The 18,239-nt window shown below is 66.8% G+C and carries 20 protein-coding genes; 5 read left to right on the plus strand and 15 right to left on the minus strand.

Translation table 11 applies throughout. From position 1 onward, the window contains the following. The first annotated feature begins 20 nt into the window (after nt 1-20). Nucleotides 21-752, plus strand: coding sequence for a DUF6308 family protein (locus ACWCRJ_RS17215; RefSeq protein ID WP_450940037.1), 732 nt, complete (start codon nt 21-23; stop codon nt 750-752). 126 nt (nt 753-878) lie between these two features. Here ACWCRJ_RS17215 and ACWCRJ_RS17220 read toward each other — a convergent pair whose 3' ends face one another. From ACWCRJ_RS17220 to ACWCRJ_RS17260, 9 genes are all read right to left on the minus strand, one after another. Further along, nucleotides 879-2,285: a tyrosine-type recombinase/integrase gene (locus ACWCRJ_RS17220; protein WP_450940038.1), complete on the minus strand. Its 1,407-nt coding sequence runs from the start codon at nt 2,283-2,285 to the stop codon at nt 879-881. After that, the gene (locus tag ACWCRJ_RS17225) at nt 2,282-2,452 is read right to left on the minus strand and encodes a helix-turn-helix transcriptional regulator (protein WP_005480293.1); all 171 of its coding nucleotides are present in this window, start codon (nt 2,450-2,452) and stop codon (nt 2,282-2,284) included. Before ACWCRJ_RS17225 ends, ACWCRJ_RS17220 begins: the two co-directional genes overlap by 4 nt. Continuing rightward, nucleotides 2,452-3,816, minus strand: coding sequence for a replication initiator (locus tag ACWCRJ_RS17230; protein ID WP_450940039.1), 1,365 nt, complete (start codon nt 3,814-3,816; stop codon nt 2,452-2,454). The genes ACWCRJ_RS17225 and ACWCRJ_RS17230 overlap by 1 nt, the downstream gene beginning before the upstream one ends. Before the next feature lie 104 nt (nt 3,817-3,920). Next, complete coding sequence (locus ACWCRJ_RS17235; protein WP_450940040.1) at nt 3,921-4,229, minus strand: SpdD-like protein; 309 nt, start codon at nt 4,227-4,229, stop codon at nt 3,921-3,923. A gap of 20 nt (nt 4,230-4,249) precedes the next feature. Beyond that, nucleotides 4,250-4,405, minus strand: coding sequence for a hypothetical protein (locus tag ACWCRJ_RS17240; protein WP_097249362.1), 156 nt, complete (start codon nt 4,403-4,405; stop codon nt 4,250-4,252). 21 nt (nt 4,406-4,426) lie between these two features. Beyond that, the gene (locus ACWCRJ_RS17245; protein ID WP_037728579.1) at nt 4,427-4,606 is read right to left on the minus strand and encodes a mobile element transfer protein; all 180 of its coding nucleotides are present in this window, start codon (nt 4,604-4,606) and stop codon (nt 4,427-4,429) included. Between the two features lie 16 nt (nt 4,607-4,622). After that, complete coding sequence (locus ACWCRJ_RS17250; protein WP_450940041.1) at nt 4,623-5,351, minus strand: DUF2637 domain-containing protein; 729 nt, start codon at nt 5,349-5,351, stop codon at nt 4,623-4,625. An 88-nt stretch (nt 5,352-5,439) separates the two neighbouring features. Then, nucleotides 5,440-6,810 carry an FtsK/SpoIIIE domain-containing protein gene (locus ACWCRJ_RS17255; RefSeq protein WP_450940042.1) on the minus strand — a complete coding sequence of 457 codons (1,371 nt, stop codon included), beginning with the start codon at nt 6,808-6,810 and terminating at the stop codon, nt 5,440-5,442. 5 nt (nt 6,811-6,815) lie between these two features. After that, nucleotides 6,816-7,163, minus strand: coding sequence for an SCO3933 family regulatory protein (locus ACWCRJ_RS17260; protein ID WP_450940043.1), 348 nt, complete (start codon nt 7,161-7,163; stop codon nt 6,816-6,818). A gap of 217 nt (nt 7,164-7,380) precedes the next feature. Between ACWCRJ_RS17260 and ACWCRJ_RS17265 the strand changes: the two genes are divergently transcribed. Then, on the plus strand, nt 7,381-7,821 hold the full coding sequence (locus ACWCRJ_RS17265) for a VOC family protein (protein WP_450940044.1): 441 nt from the start codon (nt 7,381-7,383) through the stop codon (nt 7,819-7,821). Here the strand turns inward: ACWCRJ_RS17265 and ACWCRJ_RS17270 are convergent. From ACWCRJ_RS17270 to ACWCRJ_RS17295, 6 genes are all read right to left on the minus strand, one after another. Next, nucleotides 7,803-8,624, minus strand: a complete 822-nt coding sequence (locus ACWCRJ_RS17270) for an integrase (RefSeq protein ID WP_450940045.1) — start codon at nt 8,622-8,624, stop codon at nt 7,803-7,805. The genes ACWCRJ_RS17265 and ACWCRJ_RS17270 overlap by 19 nt on opposite strands. After that, the gene (locus ACWCRJ_RS17275) at nt 8,621-9,475 is read right to left on the minus strand and encodes a sigma factor-like helix-turn-helix DNA-binding protein (RefSeq protein ID WP_450940046.1); all 855 of its coding nucleotides are present in this window, start codon (nt 9,473-9,475) and stop codon (nt 8,621-8,623) included. Before ACWCRJ_RS17275 ends, ACWCRJ_RS17270 begins: the two co-directional genes overlap by 4 nt. 175 nt (nt 9,476-9,650) lie before the next feature. Continuing rightward, a complete protein-coding gene (locus tag ACWCRJ_RS17280) occupies nt 9,651-10,040 on the minus strand; it encodes an ATP-binding protein (RefSeq protein ID WP_450940047.1) in 390 nt (129 codons plus the stop codon). Between the two features lie 93 nt (nt 10,041-10,133). Beyond that, nucleotides 10,134-10,985, minus strand: a complete 852-nt coding sequence (locus ACWCRJ_RS17285; RefSeq protein WP_450940048.1) for a helix-turn-helix domain-containing protein — start codon at nt 10,983-10,985, stop codon at nt 10,134-10,136. A 351-nt stretch (nt 10,986-11,336) separates the two neighbouring features. After that, entirely contained in the window at nt 11,337-13,070 is a 1,734-nt protein-coding gene (locus tag ACWCRJ_RS17290) for a caspase family protein (RefSeq protein WP_450940049.1), read from the minus strand. Further along, entirely contained in the window at nt 13,067-13,537 is a 471-nt protein-coding gene (locus tag ACWCRJ_RS17295) for an effector-associated constant component EACC1 (RefSeq protein ID WP_450940050.1), read from the minus strand. Before ACWCRJ_RS17295 ends, ACWCRJ_RS17290 begins: the two co-directional genes overlap by 4 nt. 723 nt (nt 13,538-14,260) lie before the next feature. On the opposite strand from ACWCRJ_RS17295, the gene ACWCRJ_RS17300 reads away from it, so the two are divergent. From ACWCRJ_RS17300 to ACWCRJ_RS17310, 3 genes are all read left to right on the plus strand, one after another. Beyond that, nucleotides 14,261-14,602, plus strand: coding sequence for a hypothetical protein (locus ACWCRJ_RS17300; protein ID WP_450940051.1), 342 nt, complete (start codon nt 14,261-14,263; stop codon nt 14,600-14,602). A 201-nt stretch (nt 14,603-14,803) separates the two neighbouring features. Beyond that, complete coding sequence (locus tag ACWCRJ_RS17305) at nt 14,804-17,263, plus strand: tetratricopeptide repeat protein (RefSeq protein ID WP_450940052.1); 2,460 nt, start codon at nt 14,804-14,806, stop codon at nt 17,261-17,263. Nucleotides 17,264-17,559: 296 nt separating this feature from the next. After that, nucleotides 17,560-18,033 (plus strand): Pycsar system effector family protein, encoded by a 474-nt coding sequence (locus ACWCRJ_RS17310; RefSeq protein ID WP_450940053.1) that lies wholly within the window; start codon nt 17,560-17,562, stop codon nt 18,031-18,033. The last annotated feature ends 206 nt before the right edge of the window (nt 18,034-18,239 follow it).

The following is an 18,239-nucleotide window of genomic DNA, read 5'->3' on the forward strand; positions in this document are numbered from 1 at the left end:
GCGGTCAGGGCGGGGAGGGCATGAGCCGGGAGACCTTGTGTGTCGGCGGCCGAAGCGTGGTTGTGGACCAGGCCACGCAGTGGATACGGCAGTACTTCGATGCCGAGGCGAACCGGGCGGCCGCAGTCGCCGCAAAGGGCAGACCGTATGCGTTCCCGGCCTACGACCGGATGAACACCGGAAGTGGGCCGAACGAACTCAACGACGGAGACCTGCTGGCACCGGTACTGCTGAACGTCGCGCCGAAACTTCATGCCGTCCTCAACCTCCAAGCCGTGCGCCCGGACCTGGAGGCAGTGCTAGCGGCGATTCCACCGAGACTCACGCTGCAAGATGCGGTCGCCTCCGGCGTGCACACGGAGCCGTTGCGGCGCATTGGCGGGCTGCTCGACGACCCAGCCCTGCTCCGGGGGGTAGGTGGAACGATTCTGATGAAGATCATGCACCGCAAGCGCCCGCTGTTCCTGCCGCTCTACGACACCCAGGTCTACGCCTGCTACTGCGGGCCCGGTGCTCGGTATCCGATCAAGAAGTCCCCCCAACGTACCTGGGCGGAGTTCTTCCCACTTCTCGGCGACGCCGTGGCGCGCGACTTGGACGGACAGCCTGATGCGTGGAAGGCACTGTTGAGCTGGGCCCCGCACGACGTGAGCGTGCTGCGCATTCTGGATGTCGTCGCATGGAACCTGGGTGGCGGGCGCGGGATGCATACCCCTGAGTCCATCGACTTGATCGACGACCCGGAGCAGTGACACATGGCCGACCACCACGTGCGTGGACTGGCCGCAGGGTAGGAATCCGCAGGCCAGCCACGGAAAACGACGAGACCCCCGGACCGTAGTCCAGGGGCCATCATGCCGCAGGTGGGTGCGTCGGGATCAGGGCCTGTCGCCGGGCTCTGTCTCCTGGCCGTCGTCCTCCCCGAGGAGTTCGGCGATCCGGCGGTTGGCGACGTCTTGGCGACCATCGAGGCACTTCGCGTAGCGGCTCAGGAGCACCTCCACACTGTTGCCCGCACGCTCGGCAACCTCGGTGGGGTCGACGCCGGCGTTGAGCCACGAGGAGAGCGCGGCGTGCCGCAGGTCGTACGGGCGGGCGGCGAGCGGCGAGGCCACCTGCTCCGGGGTGAGCGCCAGGTGCCGCGCCTCGTCCCAGACACGCCAGTACGTGGTGGAGGCGACCACTCCCCCACGTTCGTTGGCGAACAGCCGGCCGTCCTTGGCCGTACCGAACTCCTCAATGTGAGCGAGCAGGATGCGGACGAGACGGGGCGGAATCGGAACGATGCGGGTCTCGTTCGCGGGACGGTTCTTGAGCCCGCGGTTGTCGTGCACCTCCCCCGTGCCAGTCCAACGCTTACCGACGGTGGGGCGGCTCTTCTCAAGGATCAACGAGCCCCACCCGGTTTCTGGCAGCGTGCAGTCCGGACGACGCAGCGCCACCGCTTCCGCTGGCCGAAGCCCACCGAAGTACATGCAGGCGAAAAGCGCGACCAGGCGGCGCCCACGAGCGCGACGGTAGCCACCGACGTACGAGACAGCGCCAAGGAGTTCAGCAGCTTGCCGCGGGTTCACCACGACTCGGCGGTCTACTTCCTTGGTCACCTTCGGCAGCTTCCACTTCACGAGCGTGACCGGGTTCTCCGGAAGCTCCCCCAGCTCGACCGCATAGGCCAGGGCGTTGAACAGGACGGCCCGCTTGCGCCGCACCGTCTCAGCGGCAGCCGGGGCCCCGGACAACGTGAGCTTGAGCGAGTCGAGAACGCTGCGGATATCTGCCGCATTCTTGAGCGTGGCCAGCGACAGCGAGGCTTTGGCAACCCAGCGGAGGGCATTGGCGATGTCCACTGGCGGCGCCTCCTCGTCCGGGGCCTGGACGACGAAGGCCCAGCCGCGCAGGGCACGCCGCAACACATCGTCTGCCGGACGACCGGGCCGGTCGCCCAGGAGCTGAGTGGTGACGAGCGTCATCGTCTCGTTCAGGCTGTCTCGCGAGTTCGGGGCAGCATGCGGCCACTTCATGGCGACGTACGCCCGCGCGAAGTCGTACCAGGAGAGGGACTCTTTGACCGGTGCCATGGAGTCCGGCAGCCCGGTTTCGGTGTCGAATGCCTCGCCCTTTTGCGCAGCCCGAAGCAGCTTCGCGCGGAAGTTGTCGGCGAGTGCCTTCGTTCGGAAGGTCTCGGAGAACGGCGGGACATCGCCGACCTTCCATCGCACGTCGTAGGACGGCGTCTTGTACGGCCGCTTACGGATGCTCCACACCTTCACGTCATGCGACTTCACGCCGCCTCCCCGAGTCCGTGAAGCCACGCGGTGAAGTCACTGCGCCAGAAGCGGAGTTCACCGTTCGGGAGCTTGATCGCTTCCGGAGCCTGTCCCAGCTCACGCCAGCGGTAGAAGGTGCGGCGGGAGATTCCACCCAGCTCGGTGAGGACCTGCGGGACAGTCATCAGTTCGTCTCGTCGGCGATCCACGCCGAGTCTCCTTCCGTGTCGGGGACAGCGGGTCGCCGTGAGGTGGCGAACCAGGTCTCAGCAGCGGTCAGACCAGTGCCGGCGAAGCTCCAGTGCGAGAGGACGAGCACGGTGTCCGGGTCAGGCATCGGGCGGCCCGCTTCGGCGGCGCGTGCGCGGGTGAGGGCTTCGTTGTGGTCGGCGCGTTCCTGGCGGAGGGCGCCGAGGGTGACGGAGTAGGCGCGGGACTTGGTGGAGAAGTGGCCGCGGAAGCCGAGCATGTGGGCCCACTTGCGCAGGCGGAGGGCTTCGAGTTCGGGGCGGGCGCCGAGGTGCCAGCAGGTGAGGATCAGCTGTCGGGCGTGGTCGGTGACGCCGGAGCCGATCAGGTCGGTGATTGGGTTGCGAATGGGGCGGTCGAGGGTGCCGGCCGTCTCGGCGCCCTTGGTCGCGTACTTCGCGATGTACGAGGCGACGGCGCGGCTGGAGAGTTCCGAGGTGCCCGCGAAGTCGGCCGAGCGGATGGGACGGACGTCGAGCTGTTTGCCGAAGCGGAAGGTGTAGGGGCGTGCGTCCAGGACAGGGCCAGGGGCTTCGGCAAGGCGCGCTGACGTGCGGATGGTGTCGGCGAGGAGTTCGGTCGTTGCCCAGGACGGTGGGGTGTCTTCGGCGCCGTCGGGGCCGTCGAGGCGGATGACGGCGTGGAAGTGGACAGCGCCGCGTTGCTGGTACTCGGCGACCTTGGCGTACGAGACCTTGAGGTTGTCGCGGAGCTCCGAGCGGGTGAGGCCGGCTCGGGCGGCGAGCTGTTGGCGCAGGTAGGTAGTGAAGCGGGCCCAGAGGGCTCCCGCGTGGGCGTTCCAGAGGACTGCGGCGCGGTAGTCGTAGCGGTCGGGGTCCAGGGGTGTGCCGAGTGCGGGGTCGTCGTCGGGGTGGAGTCGTCCGCAGCGGCACCGGCCGCCGCCGGGGCGGTTGTGGACGGGGCCGAAGGAGGGGGCGGTGAAGGTGGCGAAGACGCGCGGGTGTTCTGCGACGGCTGGGCCGATGCCCTTGCCGCCGCTGAGTCCGGCAGTGACGAGGTGGAATGTGTCCTTGCGGTACACCTCGGCGCAGGTGGCGCACCGGGTGGCCCGGCGGTTGTTGCAGCGGATGAGGAGCTGACCGGCCGGGAGGTCGGTATCAACGATCTCGCGGACGATCTCACCCGTTGCGGCGTGGACGTCGAGCCGGTGGCCCTCCATCCGTACGGGCCGCTCGCAGCCGCCGAGGCGCTGGACCTGGCGGGCGTAGGCGCCGAGGTCGCCGTGTCGGGCGAGGGTGGTCAGGTGGCGGATGGCTCCGAGGGGAGCCGGGGGGTGCATGTGCGGGTTCCTCCTGCCAGGGATCAGGGTCTTCGCGCCCGCCGCCCACACCGTCCAGGGGGCTAGACAGTGTGGGCAGGCTGAGCGCAGGTGGAGCCGTTGAGTCAGCGCCGGGTGAGGAGGGAACGGATGACGACGGCGCAGACGGCGGTCGAGGTGGCCGTGATGGCGACGGCGAGGAGCATGGAGACGAGGACCGCGCCGACGACCAGGACCACGGCGGTGCCGCCGCCGACAAGGGCGATCGCGGTTCCGGGGGTGAGCTGGATAGCGGGCCGGGAGGGGGCCGGAGCGGCGGCGGGAGCCAGCTGCGGGATTTGGGCGGCAGGGGCGACGGTGGCCGGCTCGACGACTGCGGGCGGGGTGACCAGGCCGGTCGGCTGGGGCATGGTCGGGATCTTCGGATGGAACATGGGCGGGTCTCCTTCGGTGGCTACTTGACGAGGGAGTTGATGACGGGGGCGAGCAGGCTGTCTGCGATGAGGTAGCCGCCGAGGAGCAGCACGGCGATGAGCCACCAGGGCGGGCGGATGAGCTTGACGCCCAGGACCCCGACGCAGAGCAGGGCGAGCCAGAGCGGTACGTCCATGGGGGTTGATCTCCTGTCAGGTCAGGGCGAGCAGCGGTGGGTGCGGGCGGCGAGTTCAGCGGCAGCGCGGGAGTCGTACTCGGCGGAGAAGTCGCAGCGGGGCGCGGTGCAGGCGGCCAAGTGGCGGTTCTTGCCGCGCTCAACGAACGAGGCGACGTTCACGGGGCCGATACGGCGGACGTTGCGGAAGCGCCGGTTCATGGCGGGCTCCTCTTTCTCAGAGGTGGGCGGCGACGGATGCCGTCATGGACGGGGGCAGGCCGAGTCGGGCGCGTACGGCGTCGGGGTCGGCCGGGTGGCCGGTGGCCGAGTGGTGTTCATCGGCCAGGGCGCGGACGCGGTCGACGAGGGCGGGAGGGAGCGCGACGGCGGGCACGGGCGCCGGGGCCGGAGCGGGGACGAGATCGGTCACCGGTTCGGCGGTGGTGGGCTGAGGGGTGGGGTCGGGCTCAGTGGGCAATGCCGGGAGCGCGTCCCGGTCGGCCATGTCGACGGCGACGGGGGCGGTGGTCGATTGGTCGTGCAGGCCGGTCGTCGACGGGGCCGGGACCTCTGGTGCTTTCTGGGTGTGGTGTGGTGCGTGGGCGAGGAGGGTTCCGCCGAAGAAGGCGACGGCCGGCCAGCCCGCGACCACGACGCAGAGCCAGGCGGGTACGTGGTCCAGGTCGAGGAGCCCGGCGGTGGCGACGTTGGCGCCAAGGGATGCTGCCAGGGCGACAAGGAACCACAGCCGCGGGCCCCCGGAGGGCTGTCCGGCCCGCTGTTGTTCGCGCATCCGACGCCAGGCGGCGACCAGCAGGAGGTCAACGCTGATCGGGTAGGCCCATGCCTTCCAGCCGCCCTGTCCGGCCGCTTCGGCGAGGTCGTGGAGGTGGGAGAAGGACAGGGCGCCCGCGATGACGGCTTGGATGATCACGGCGTCCAGGCGGGCAAGTTGGGCGCGCATCGGCTCGTCTTCCTTCCTGTTTTCGGCATGGGAGGGGTAGGGACCTTGGCGTGAGGCGGTCACGCCGACCGTGGGAGGAGGGGGTGCGCTACTCGGTGACCGGGCGCGTGGTGGGCGGGGCAGGTACGGCGACCGGGGCCGACTCGACCGGCGTCGCGGCGAGGGCGGGGCGGAAGGAGGCGAGCCGGGGCAGGTCCGGGACCAGGGCCGAGGTGTCGCGGCAGATGGCCGCCGCTTCGTCGAGGGTGAGGTGGGGCGAGCGGACGCGGCACCAGCCGCCGGAGGAGTCGCCGACGACCGCGACCCCAGGCCGTACGGCCGGAATGGACGTTGCGGCGAGGGCCGCTTCGGGGGCAATGTCGGCGAGCGCCATATTGGCGGAGGTCTCGTCGTTGACGCGGTGGCAGATACGGCCGGTGAGCTGGGCGCGGAGCATGGTGGCGCCCTTGCCGAGTTCGGAGCCGAAGCGCTGCCCGCAGACTTCCAGGTAGATGCCGGCCGCGCGGCCAAGCTGGGCGAGGCGGATGAGCTTGGTGACCATGGCATCGCGTCGCTTCTCGTCGTCGCGACTGGCGGCGAGGAAGAGTTCCGCGACCTCGTCGACGACGACCACGACCGGCACCGGCCGTACCTCGTCCGGCAGCCCCCACACGTCGGAGGTGAGCACGGCGTCCGGACCGGCCACGCTCGACAGGCCGATGAGCCGGAACCGTGCCTCCATCTCCTCCAGGAGGGCGTCAAGGATGTCGTTGGCACGGTCCGAGGTGTCGGCGAGGGCCGACAGGCGGGGCGCGAAAGGCGCCAGTTCGACACCCCACTTGCAGTCGATGCCGACGAGGGCGACGGGTTGCCGGGCCAGTCCGCACAGCAGGTTGCGCAGGTAGACAGACTTGCCGGACTGCGTGGCGCCGAGGATCAGTTCGTGCGGCACGGTGCGGAAGTCCCGTACGTGCCAGTGACCGTCTTCCCGCAATGCCAGCGGGAGAGTGAGCGGTCCACTCCCCCGCCAGCGACGGGCAGGGCGTACGTCGGAGAGCACATCCCAGCCGATCAGGCGCAGTTCGAGGCGTCCCGGCTTGGTGGGGCGGATGTGCACGGCGTGCGCGCCCCAGGCGTGGCGTAGCCGGTCGGCCGAGGCGGTGAAGTCTTCGGGCGCCTGCCCGGCCGCCATACGCAACTGCATCACGAGGCCGGCCCCGGTCGGGCGGGGCAGGGACCGGCGAGGCGGCACCGGAGCCGCTTCCCGCCCGATCATCCGGGCCGTGGCCCGGCGGACGGCCGAAGCCGGAACCGTCAAGCCGCAGGCGTCCATGGTCGCCCGGTACGAGGCGAGCACGCGCAGGGCGATGACCGGGTACCCGACGAGCCACCAGAACAGGACCGGCGTCCGCCGACGCAACACGAGCAGCGCGGCCAGTACCAGCAGCACCAGGATCAGTGTCCAGACGGAATCGGTCATGGTGCTCAGCCCTGCACCGAGGTCGGAACGTTGACCATGACGGCGTCGGCCCGGTAGGCGATGCCGTGGCGGGCCCGGCCGCCGAACTCGCTCTCCCAGGGCCGGGCCACCAGGCCGGACAGGACGACCGGGGCGCCCATGACCAGACCCTCACCGATGCCCGGCTCCGGCACCGTCACCTTGATCATGTCGGAGCCACCCGATGCGATGAACACCAGCTCCAGCACCATGAGCCGGGCGTTGCTCACCGGGTCCATAGCGATCTCGCCAGTCTGACGGTCCTTGACCTTGGTCTCGGGCAGCTTGGTGACCAGCAGCGTCGCGGCGGAAGTGTCTACGGGGATGACACGCATTCTTCGAACCTCACTTGGTTGATGGCGCCTTTCTCGACGCCGATCCGGTCTGGATACCCCCCTAGACAGCAGGAGGATGACCCCGCCCGAACCGTCTAGGGGGGTTGACGCCAACGGTAACCCGACGACCCATCAACTGTCTAGGGGGGTATACGGAATCTTCTATGCGATCAACACTTCAGCGGATGACCCTGCGCCTACTGAGAGGATCGTGGGCATGGCTCACTCCCCTATGCAGGTCAATGCCCTCATCATCGAGGCCAGCGCCCCCGAGGAACTCGCTGCGTTCTGGTCCGAGTTGCTCGGCAGGCCGGTCGTGGGTCGCATGGGCCCGTACGTATGGCTCCGGCGAGAGAACGGCCTTGGCTTGGGCTTTCAGCAGACCAACGAGCCCAAGTCGGGCAAGAACCGCATGCACTTCGACATCACCTCACCCAACCCAGCCGGCGAGCAGCAGCGGGTGGAGACGCTCGGCGGGCGCAGACTGGATCAGTACGACGACGGCGGGTTCCTGGTGATGGCGGACCCCGAGGGCAACGAGTTCTGCATCATCCCTGACGGGACCTTCGAGGTCGACGACAACGGACGCGCGAACTATCTCGACGAGGCCGCCCCGGACGAGTCACACGGAAGTGTGCCTCAGGCGAGTACCCAGTGAAGGGCCGTCGCATCGTCCTGAGCCTTGCCGCGCGGCCAGCACCGACCGTGCGGGTCCCCAGCTTCGGCCTCTCGGACCATGCGGATCAGCTCGTCCGGCCCTGACGTGTTGAGGATGTCCAACACCGTTGCCCAATCGGCGAGTTCGAAGCGGTCCACGAGCCGCGTGGCCCCGTCGCTCAGCAGACTCACGGAGTCGAGGGAGTCGAGCGGCACAGACCCGGTCAGTGCGTGCTCAGCCGCCCGAGGGTCGGGGCCGGCGATCCAGAAGCCGCCCGGCCGGTTGCGTAGACCGGTCAGCGCGTCGCGATACTCGGCCAGCGCGGCAGCGTGTTCGGATGAGCCGGTGGGATGTGCGTCGACCGGGCCCCGAAGGGACTCGCCGACCTCGTCCAGGCGCCGGTCAGTGACGACCGAGCAGCCCCCGCCCGTCTCGTCGAGCAGCAGGGAGGAGTCGCCTAGGACGAGGTACTCCAGTTCCTTGTCACCGGCGCGGACCGCCACGACCGTACTGGTCGGACTCGCCCGGTAGGTCAGGTCACAGCTGTCGCCGTGCAGGGATCGAACCGAGGCGATGGAGTCGGCAAGGCAGTCGGCGAGGGGGCGTTGCGGATCCGCGGTGACGGCTCGTAGCAACAACGCGCCCAGGGTCCCGGAGAACCACGCGATGCTGTGCACGCAGCCGGTCTCAGCCCCCGCCACCCCGGCTCCGTCAAGGAGCACGGCAGCACCGGGCGCGACAGCGGCGAAGTCCTCGTTTTTCTGGCCTGGTTCGGAGGGGCGGGAGCCAAGGGCGACTCTCACGCCTCACTCTCCTCGTCATGCAGGTACAGCGGGCAGACCAGCTCTACGGACTGCGGCTCGCTGGTCTCAGGGTCGTACTCGACTCCGACCAGCGTGGAGAACCGGCGCTCACCGACCTGCCCCCACAGGGCATTGAGATCCGACGCCAGCAACTGGACCGCCCCGAGGGAGCCTTGGGTGTGGATACCGGCAATGGCGAGCACCGACCCCTTGCCGTCCGGGCGGGGCAGCCGGCCGAGGTATCCCACGTCGTGCGGGCGAGCTGGATCACCGTCCTGCCCGGAGCGGTGAACAGTCCCGGTGCGCCGGTCCAGCAGTGTCCAGGGTTCGCCGTCCTCGTGCTGCCAGCTGAGAACCGGGTCCTGGGCGTACAGCTGGCGCATGTCCTCGGACATACCCGGGCCGCAGACGACGATCAGCCCGTCTCGGTTGAGGTTGACTTCACCGCTCACGAGCACGTTGCCGGTAGCCACATCGAGGCTGTACGACTTCGCCAGGTCCTCAAGACGCTTGCCCGAGTTCATGTCGTCCATGGCGACGACCGTGCGCTTCTTCACGTCGTCCACGCGCCGCAGCGGAGTGACCACCGTGACGATGCCCGCGCCGAAGAAGGCACCTTCGGGGGCCGGGCCAGTGTGGCGGATCTGATGAATCCGACCACGGCTCAGACCAGCCTTCTCAGCGATCTGCGCGTACGAGAGCCCTTGCGCATGGAGATCCTGGACCACGCGCCGGCGAAGCCGCGCCAGCTCTGTCACCTCCTGCTGAGCGTCCGCCAACCGGGTCGTGACCTCACGCAGGAGCAGGTACGGATCATCAATCGACATGATCCGCCGCAACTCGTCCGACATGCCTTCACCTCCTAGGGCTCCTCCGAAGTCTAGGCCCCTAGACAGAAAAGGCGGAAGCAGGCGACCCGAGTGAGCGCCGATCACGTAGAAGCCGGATCTGCGTCGAGGTACACCCCGAGGGCTCACCCGCCACCACCGACGCGGCAGCGGACGGCGGGAGCCAGACCGACTCCCATCAGGCGCCGTCCCCGACCATGTCGGCCCACACGGTGCGCCCGCTCGGGACCTCCTTCACGCCCCAGTCCTTGGCGCAGGCCGAGACGAGCCACAAGCCGCGACCGCCGTCGCCTTGACTGACCGCATCGCGCATTTGCGGGTCGTTGTCACCACCCTCGTCGACCACTTCGAGGCGCACGCAGTCCGCCCGGAAGGTGACGACCACGAGGAACCAGCCGCCCGCCGAGCCACTGCGGGTGTGCCATACGGCGTTGGTCGCGAGTTCGCTCACGACCAGGACCGCGTCCTCGGCAACGCTTCGTTCCTGGAGGAGGGCGGCGACGAAGTGACGGGCTTCGGCTACCTGCTCCGGCAACCCGGGGAAGGCACGGCACCACTTGGTGAACATGGGAAGACTCCTTGTCTAGAGGGCTAGACAGCACAGGAGGCAGAGTATTCCCCGAGTGAACCAACAACCAAGACATCTAGAGGAATTATTCCTCTATGGAGTGACGGTGTCCGCCAGACCGCGAAACTCCTTCATCACCCGCAACAGCAGTTCCCGCACCTCACCACCGAAGACGGCCGCACCCTCGAAGGAACCGAACACCTCCTCGTACGAGGCGACGTCATCCACGTCATGCGAGACCCGCTCATCCCGGAACGCCTCCACCACGACGGCACCCCGGTCGCACAGGGTGAAGCCATGCCGGGGCATGACCGGTACCGGCCGATCCCACGGGATCACTCCGAGCCGCACAGTGGTCAGACTCTCGACAGCGAGCAGACGGTCAAGCTGGGCAAGCATGAGCGACGGCGTTCCGGGCCAGGTCCGCAACACGCCTTCATTGACGACGAACACGGACTCACGGCCCGGCTCGTAGAGAACGCTCTGCCGCTCCACACGGGCAGCGACGGCACGGCCGACGAACTCGGGGTCAGCATCGGGAGCACTCGCGAAGACGTGACGGGCATACTCGGCACTCTGAAGCATGGCTGGCAGCACCACACACTGAAACGAGCGCACGACCCGGGCCCCGCGGATCGCACCATCCAGTACGGCACCGGGAAGCGCATCCGGCTCGGACTGCGGAGCCGTGACAGCTGCCGCTTCCACAGCGGCCAGGAGTTCCCGCACCTCACCCGAGGTCGGCTCATCGAGCCCCAGGGCCCGGGAGAGCCGGTCGAGGACATCGGAGCTGGGAACCATCCGCCCGGTCTCGACCTTGGACACGGTTGGTTGCCCAACACCGGCTCGCTGCGCCAGAACTGCACCCGTCAGACCGGCATCTGCCCGCAGAGCACGAAGACGCGCCCCAAGCGCAGCCATCCGCTCTCGCCGCTCACTCCCCATACCCAGGGTTCTACACCACGAGGGCCCAGCATCCAGCGCAGGAGCACAACCAAGATCAACAAGCCACCAGTAGCGCGTGATTCAAACTTTCTCTACTGGTTCAAGGCGGCTCGCTCCGCTCCCCGCGCACGGCCCGGCCCCCGGCCGGGCCTGCGCTCCTGTCTCCGCCCCGCTCCAGCCCGGCCGGGGGCCGGGCCGCGCTCTTAGCCACTTGTCGCCAGACTTACGGGGTCATGATCGGTCGCGCCAAGAAAACGCCCTCCCAAAGCCGCTACGCCTCACAATCATGCCCGCGGCCTATCCATACAGGCATGAACCACTCAGTGCTGTGACAGCGTGGATGCGCGTTAGTCACCAGCGCTGCACTCTACCTCGGTATTCAGTCAACGCCTCAAGGCATTTTTCGGCACGCTTGATATCACGATCAAAGGCGCCGCCCACAATGAGGGGCCACGATGGCGAAATTTCCCTTGAAATGTCTACCGCGACTCCCTTGCCCTCATACCCCCATGCCGAATCGAGAAGGAACTCTCCTGGCCACGGGTTAGCCAAGAATTCATTCTCGGAATCCATTGCGATCATGGAAACAATGAGTTCGAAGCGATGGCAGGCTAGGGCATAAGCGGAATCACTAGGCTCTAGTTGACGGAACGGCTCCCGCAGTTCGTCGCGGAGCCAATGACTCTGCACAAAAATATACTTCCCTCCGCTATTTGGATGGCAGATATCGTGAAGGAGTTCAGTTTCAATGATGCGCAAAGGGTTAAGGTAACTGGCCGGACTCTGGCGCTGGATTTTGCCGAATGGTTGATTCCAGCTTACTTGGACGAAAATGTGCGGCAGGAATTCCTCGCGATTCGCCAGAACTGCCGCCAAACCCATTGCCCAGACCGATAGGAGCGCTGGATAGTGGCGCAACTTCTCCAAGGCGTCATTATAGGACCCCGGAATCGTGTCGCGCACGCGTGAGAGTCGCTCGATTGTGCGCCGCCACAGGGCATCATAAGTGCCGTCGTCATAGTAGACGCCAGCAGCAAGCAGGTGCAGGAGGGTGTCGCAGTCTGCGCGGTAGCCGCGAATACTCTCCTCAAACACCGGTCCAACGAGTGGCTTTTGCTGAGGGTTAGCTGCCTCGATCACGCGATTGGTCGTTCCGGTGATGAGGTCGTTTAGTTCGATCCGGTGAATGGGGTTGGGTAGGTAACGCTTTAGATTCTCTACCAGCTGGTCGGCCGTGCGTGATGGAGCCACCCCGCTTGCTTCACCGGTCAGCTTTGTGGATTTCTCCTCAGTGGCTTCCGGAATCAATTTTTTGGACTTGAAGGCCTCTAGCTCAAGCTCAGCCCCTCGAACCGAGTGAGCTACCACCACGCGATACTCTATCTCTGAATAAAGTTGGGGCCGCTGCTTTGCTCCAGATTTTTGGAGTTGTTCATAAACGTATTCGTAAAGGTCCTGTACAGATACGAGCCCATCGGCATCTTTGTCAGCCTCACCCGATAGAAGACCTTCAATAAGAGCTCCAGTAAACCGGGACGGCTCCGGCTCCAGCTCGCTTAGGTGGTTACCTTCCCAAGCGTACTCGGTGCGGTTTGTCGCCGTAATAACTGCTCGCCCGTGTCCTGCCAGTTCATCACGCACGTGCACCGCAGAATCTCCCTTGGCGCCAGGAAGAAATGCACCGCTGTAACAACAGTCAAGCAGTAGCACGATCGACTTGGCTCGACAGCGTTGCATCTGCGCTTGCAGAAAGGTGGAGGAAATTGCTGTTGACGCCAGTAGCTTCTGATCGGTATTTCTGGCGGCAAAATACAGCTCTCCCCTATCGGACTTGATCCCGTGGCCCGATATGTGAATAAGGAGAAGGTCATCTCTGCGTCGGTCGTTAAAGAAGCGCTCAATCGCGCGGGTAACCTGATGCTGCTGTCGATCAATGACCGTTGTTACTTCAAAGTCCCCAATTCTCCTGTCCTGTAGAACTGCTGCGAGTCCTTCGACGTCCTTAATAGGGGAGCGCAGCTGTTGCAAGCTCTCACTATCATATGAGCCTGTCGCGATTAGCAGGGCGAATCGGTCACCGGTCATGGCTGCGACGAGCCTTGAGGTTCGATTGCATCCGTCCCGTGTTGTGAGACGAACAGTTCAATCAAACGTCTCTGTTCCTTTGATGACACGGCCTGAAGCTCGATACTGTCATCCCCAAGAGTGACGCTGACGGTTCGAACTGGGCGATGCTCAATCCACTTTTCCAATAGGCGAATGATGCTTCGTAGCGCGAAGGGAGCCGCGACTACCAGTAGAGAGCCTAGGGCTATAACTTCGCCAGGCTTAGAACCTGCTGGGGGAGTTTGAGACCTTTCCAGCTCGACCCGGTCCACCTCTAGCTCAAGAAGCCGATCACGCAACTGTTGCGTCAGCGCATCCAACTCTTCATGATCAGTGTCCGAATCTACTGTGAGTGTGACACCCATCCGGCGAGTGCCATCATTTTGCACCATGCGCTTGCCCCCTTGCACCTCGTGACACAACAGGTTACTGGCTGGATCGGACACCGAGGTGCGCTGACCAACACAACAACGCAGGGCACTCGTCTCCTCGCCGTCCGGCTGTGCCGACTACGTGCCAGATCGTGCGGGGAACTGCGGGAGGTAGGGGAGGACCAGGTCGTCAGCGTTCGCTCCGGCCCAGGTCGGCCCAGCAACCACCCGTAGGCAACACGAGCTTCCAAAGGCGTAGAGCTTTGCGGGGCCCTCTGGTGGTTTCTTACGGGCCTGCCGTTGTGACTGGCTCTGGCCGACGGCACTAATACCGTGGCTGAGGCCGGTGGGGGTGCAGCGAGGCACACGCGCGCCTGGTCGGTCGGCTGACGCGCCGTCGTGGCGGGCTTTCGTCGGCTGAGGCTGACGGACCGCGACGACGGTGCCGGCCGTCAGCCGAGCGAGGCCCCGCAGCGGCCAAAGCTGGGCCGTCCCTCGGCCGTCCAAAGCTGCTCACCAGTGGCCAAGGACGACCAACGACGACCACCAGGCGCGCGAACCCACCGCCCCTGACCAGCAAAAACCCAGCCCACCAAGATCCCCGGCAAGACCCAGGGCAAGAAGACAGATCGCGCCTTGCCCATCAGGCTCCGCCGTCTGCGGTGGCGCGGTGCGGCGTGGTGGCTGGTGAGGGATCGCGGGTTTGTGCGGTGGGGGGAATGGGCTGCGTGTCAGGATGGTCGGTCCGGATGTGCCTGACTTGTCTCGGGGTGGGTTGTGCAGGCTTTTCTTCGGTGGATGTTGGCGGTGGGGGGTTCGGCCCTGGCGTTCGCTGTGGTGGCGGTGCCGTGGGCGGTGCTGTCCGAGGGTGATGATCCGTGGGATGTGATCGCTCCGGTGGCGGGTGTGGTGGCGGCGGGTGTGCTGGCCGCGCTGGGCTGGTGGGCCTCGCAGGCCGGCGGGGCGGGGGTGCGGCGGGTGCGGCAGTCGGCACGCGGTGGAGGTCGCATCACGCAGACCGGCGGCAGTACGGGCGCAGGCGCCGCTTCTCCTGGTGCTGCGGTGCGTGAGGACGTACGGCAGAAGGCGCGTTCCGACGGCACGGGGGACATCGATCAGGTCGGCGGGAACCGCGCCTGAGACGACAGGGGGCCAAGGATGGTGGTCGAGGGTTCGGGGCAGCGCCGTGCGCGTCAGCAGGCCAGGGCACTAAGGGATGTGACTCAGGTGGCGGGGGACATGCATGTCCATCCCGCGCCGGTACAGGCGCCGCCGGTCGAATTACCGCTGTGGGTAGGGGATGTGCCCCGTCCGGCGGCAGCTTTCCAACCCCGCACGAGGGTGCGCAAGAAGGCCACGGAAGCGCGCAGTGCGGGCAGTGACGTGGTGCTGTCCGGCGCCGGCGGGGTGGGCAAGAGCCAGCTCGCGGCGTCGTTGGCGCGGGAGCTGCGGGACCAGGAACGCACCGATGAATCCGGGCTGGATGTGCTTGTCTGGGCGCGTGCCACGGGCACCGACCAGATCATCAGCGCCTATGCGGAAGCGGCCGGGCGGTTACAACTTCCCGGAGTGTCCGCGGACGATGAGGACGGGGCGGCGCGGCTGTTTCTGCGGTGGCTTGCAGTAAGCGGGCGGCGATGGCTGGTGGTGCTGGACGATGTGGCAGACCCTGCCGCCGTCCAGGAGTGGTGGCCCGACAGCGGGGCCGGCCGCGGCTGGGTCCTGGCAACCAGCCGACGCGAGGACGCTCAACTCAGCGGCCAGGGACGCACCCTACTCAGGGTCGGCCTCTACACAGATTCCGAGTCCCGCGCCTACCTCCAACGCCGACTCACCGACGCCGGTCACGCCCACCTGCACGACCCCGCCCAAGCCGGAGACATAGCCGCCGAACTGGGCCACCTCCCCCTCGCACTCGGCCACGCCGCCGCCTACCTCATCAACAAGCGGCGCACGATGGGCGGTTACCTCACCTTGCTGAGCGACACCAGCAGCCGCCTGGGCGATCTGCTCCCACCAAGCGGCGACACCGAAGGCTACGGACGCCCCGTAACCGCCTCGCTGCTGCTCTCCCTCGACGCAGCCCAAGAATCCGATCCCAGCGCTCTGGCCCGGCCCCTGCTGCACCTTGTCTCGCTCATGGACCCCCTCGGCCACCCCGCCACGACATGGAACACACCCGCCGTCCTTAGTTACCTGCGTACCGCCCGTCCGCCACAACGCCGCTGGCTGCGCCGACACCATCCGGCCGTAATGGAAACCGAGGTGCGCAGTGCGCTGGACAGCCTGCGCACCTACGCCCTGATCAACCAGGACACCACCACCGCACCCATCCGCATGCACGCCTTGACCGCCCGCGCGGTACGGGAAACCGTCCCTTCTTCCATGCTCCCGGCCATGGCCCGTACCGCAGCCGACGCAATCCTGAGCCTGTGGCCCCGCCACGACCACGAGGAACGAGAACTCGCCGCCGCGCTGCGCGCCAATGCGGTTCATCTCGATGAGCTCACCCGCCCGGCCCTGTGGCAGCCCGAAGCCCACCCCTGCATTTACCAGGTCAGCAGCAGCCTCACGGATGCGGGGCTTTACCAGCAAGCCATCGAGTACGACGAGAGAACCGCTCATCACAGCAACGACATCCACGGCCCCAACCACCCCGACACCCTCTCCGCCCGCAACAACCTCGCTGTCTCCTACAGCCATGCCGGACGACTCCAGGACGCCCTGAACCTCCGCGAGCGGGTCCTGGCCGACCGGGAGCGCATCCTGGGCGACGACCACCCCGCCACCCTCTCCGCCCGCAACAACCTCGCTGTCTCCTACAGCAATGCCGGACGACTCCAGGACGCCCTCGACCTCGCCGAGCGGGTCCTGGCCGACCGGGAGCGCATCCTGGGCGACGACCACCCCGCCACCCTCGAAGCCCGCAACAACCTCGCCAACTCCTACGGCGTTGCCGGACGTGTCCAGGACGCCCTCGACCTCGCCGAGCGGGTCCTGGCCGACCGGGAGCGGATCCTGGGCGAGAACCACCCCGACACCCTCAACGCCCGCAACAACCTCGCTGTCTCCTACAGCGATACCGGACGAGTCCGGGACGCCCTCGACCTCGGCGAGCGGGTCCTGGCCGACTACGAGCGGATCCTGGGCGAGGACCACCCCGACACCCTCTCCGCCCGCAACAACCTCGCTGTCTCCTACAGTTATGCCGGACGAGTCCAGGACGCCCTCGACCTCGGCGAGCGGGTCCTGGCCGACCGGGAGCGGATCCTGGGCGAGGACCACCCCGACACCCTCGACGCCCGCAACAACCTCGCTGTCTCCTACAGCCATGCCGGACGACTCCAGGACGCCCTGAACCTCCGCGAGCGGGTCCTGGCCGACCGGGAGCGGATCCTGGGCGAGAACCACCCCGACACCCTCAACGCCCGCAACAACCTCGCTTTCTCCTACAGCCATGCCGGACGACTCCAGGACGCCCTGAACCTCCGCGAGCGGGTCCTGGCCGACCGGGAGCGCATCCTGGGCGAGAACCACCCCGACACCCTCTCCGCCCGCAACAACCTCGCTGTCTCCTACAGCGATACCGGACGTGTCCAGGACGCCCTCGACCTCGCCGAGCGGGTCCTGGCCGACCGGGAGCGCATCCTGGGCGAGAACCACCCCGACACCTTGCGCGCCCGCAACAACCTCGCCCGCGCCCGTCATGCGACGGCGGCTGTACAGCGACCAGATACAACAAGCTCAGCAACCGCCTCTGATTACCAACCCCCCTCAGACACCCCCGAGCAACCGGTATGACCCTCCCCAACCGATCTCTGTAGTGCTACGGATCAGATGCTGCTCCTCCACATGCACCCCAGGACACATCAGCGGTGAGTGTCTAACTGCGTGACAACGCCAACGAACAGCGGCGGACAACCGCGGACGTCCGCGGACCATCGCAGCAGGTGAGGGATACATCGGCTGAAGGTCAGGCACTCACCGCAGTTGCTTCGGGACGAAGCGGTCTGCGAACCAAGGCACACCGGCCTTGATCGGCGCGGACGAACCAGCAGCCCCTCGTCAACGTCTCAGTGCCAAGGGACGGAGGCCTAATGGCACAGGGATCCAACAGAGGCGCGGACCATTCGTCCGCCAACCTGGATGAGGCGCTCAGGACGCTCACCAGCGAACTCACACGGGCTGACGCCAAAGCGAGCATCGTGCTGGCGATGACCGGCGTGGGCCTCGGTTTCGTGGTGGCACAGAGCTCCAGGCATCAGGGAGCCGCTGTGTTCGCCGTCAGTTCGGCCGGCGCTGCGTGCCTCGTGATTGCCATCGTGGTTCTGCTCCTCACTGTCCGGCCAGTCCACATCGACTCTGTGACCGCTGAGGGGTGGTCCCGTTGGGCGACCCTGGATCCCGACGCGCTGCGCGACCACATGCGCGCGGACCTGCGAGCCGAGCGGGTTTCGTTCCTTTCTCGCACAGTTGAGATCAAGTTCCGTCGGCTCCGTCTTGGAGTCAACTTCATCCTGGCCGGCGTAAGCCTGCTATGTGCTGCGACTGTGCTGAGCTTGGTCCTGTAAAGCCAAAGATCGAGCTCCGTGCCAGACTCGTGCCAGGTCGTGCGGGGAACCACGGGGAATGGCGGGGAGCACTCCTCGACCGGCCCAGCACCGCCAGCAGCTCCGCCGCTGGTCAGCCCGCGAGTCGCCCGTCAAAGCCCCGAGCTTCCCAAGCTGAGGCTCGGAGAGCCGGCCTTGACTCGATCGGTGTGCGCTGATCGGCTTGG

The organism is Streptomyces sp. NPDC002324, assembly GCF_053593335.1.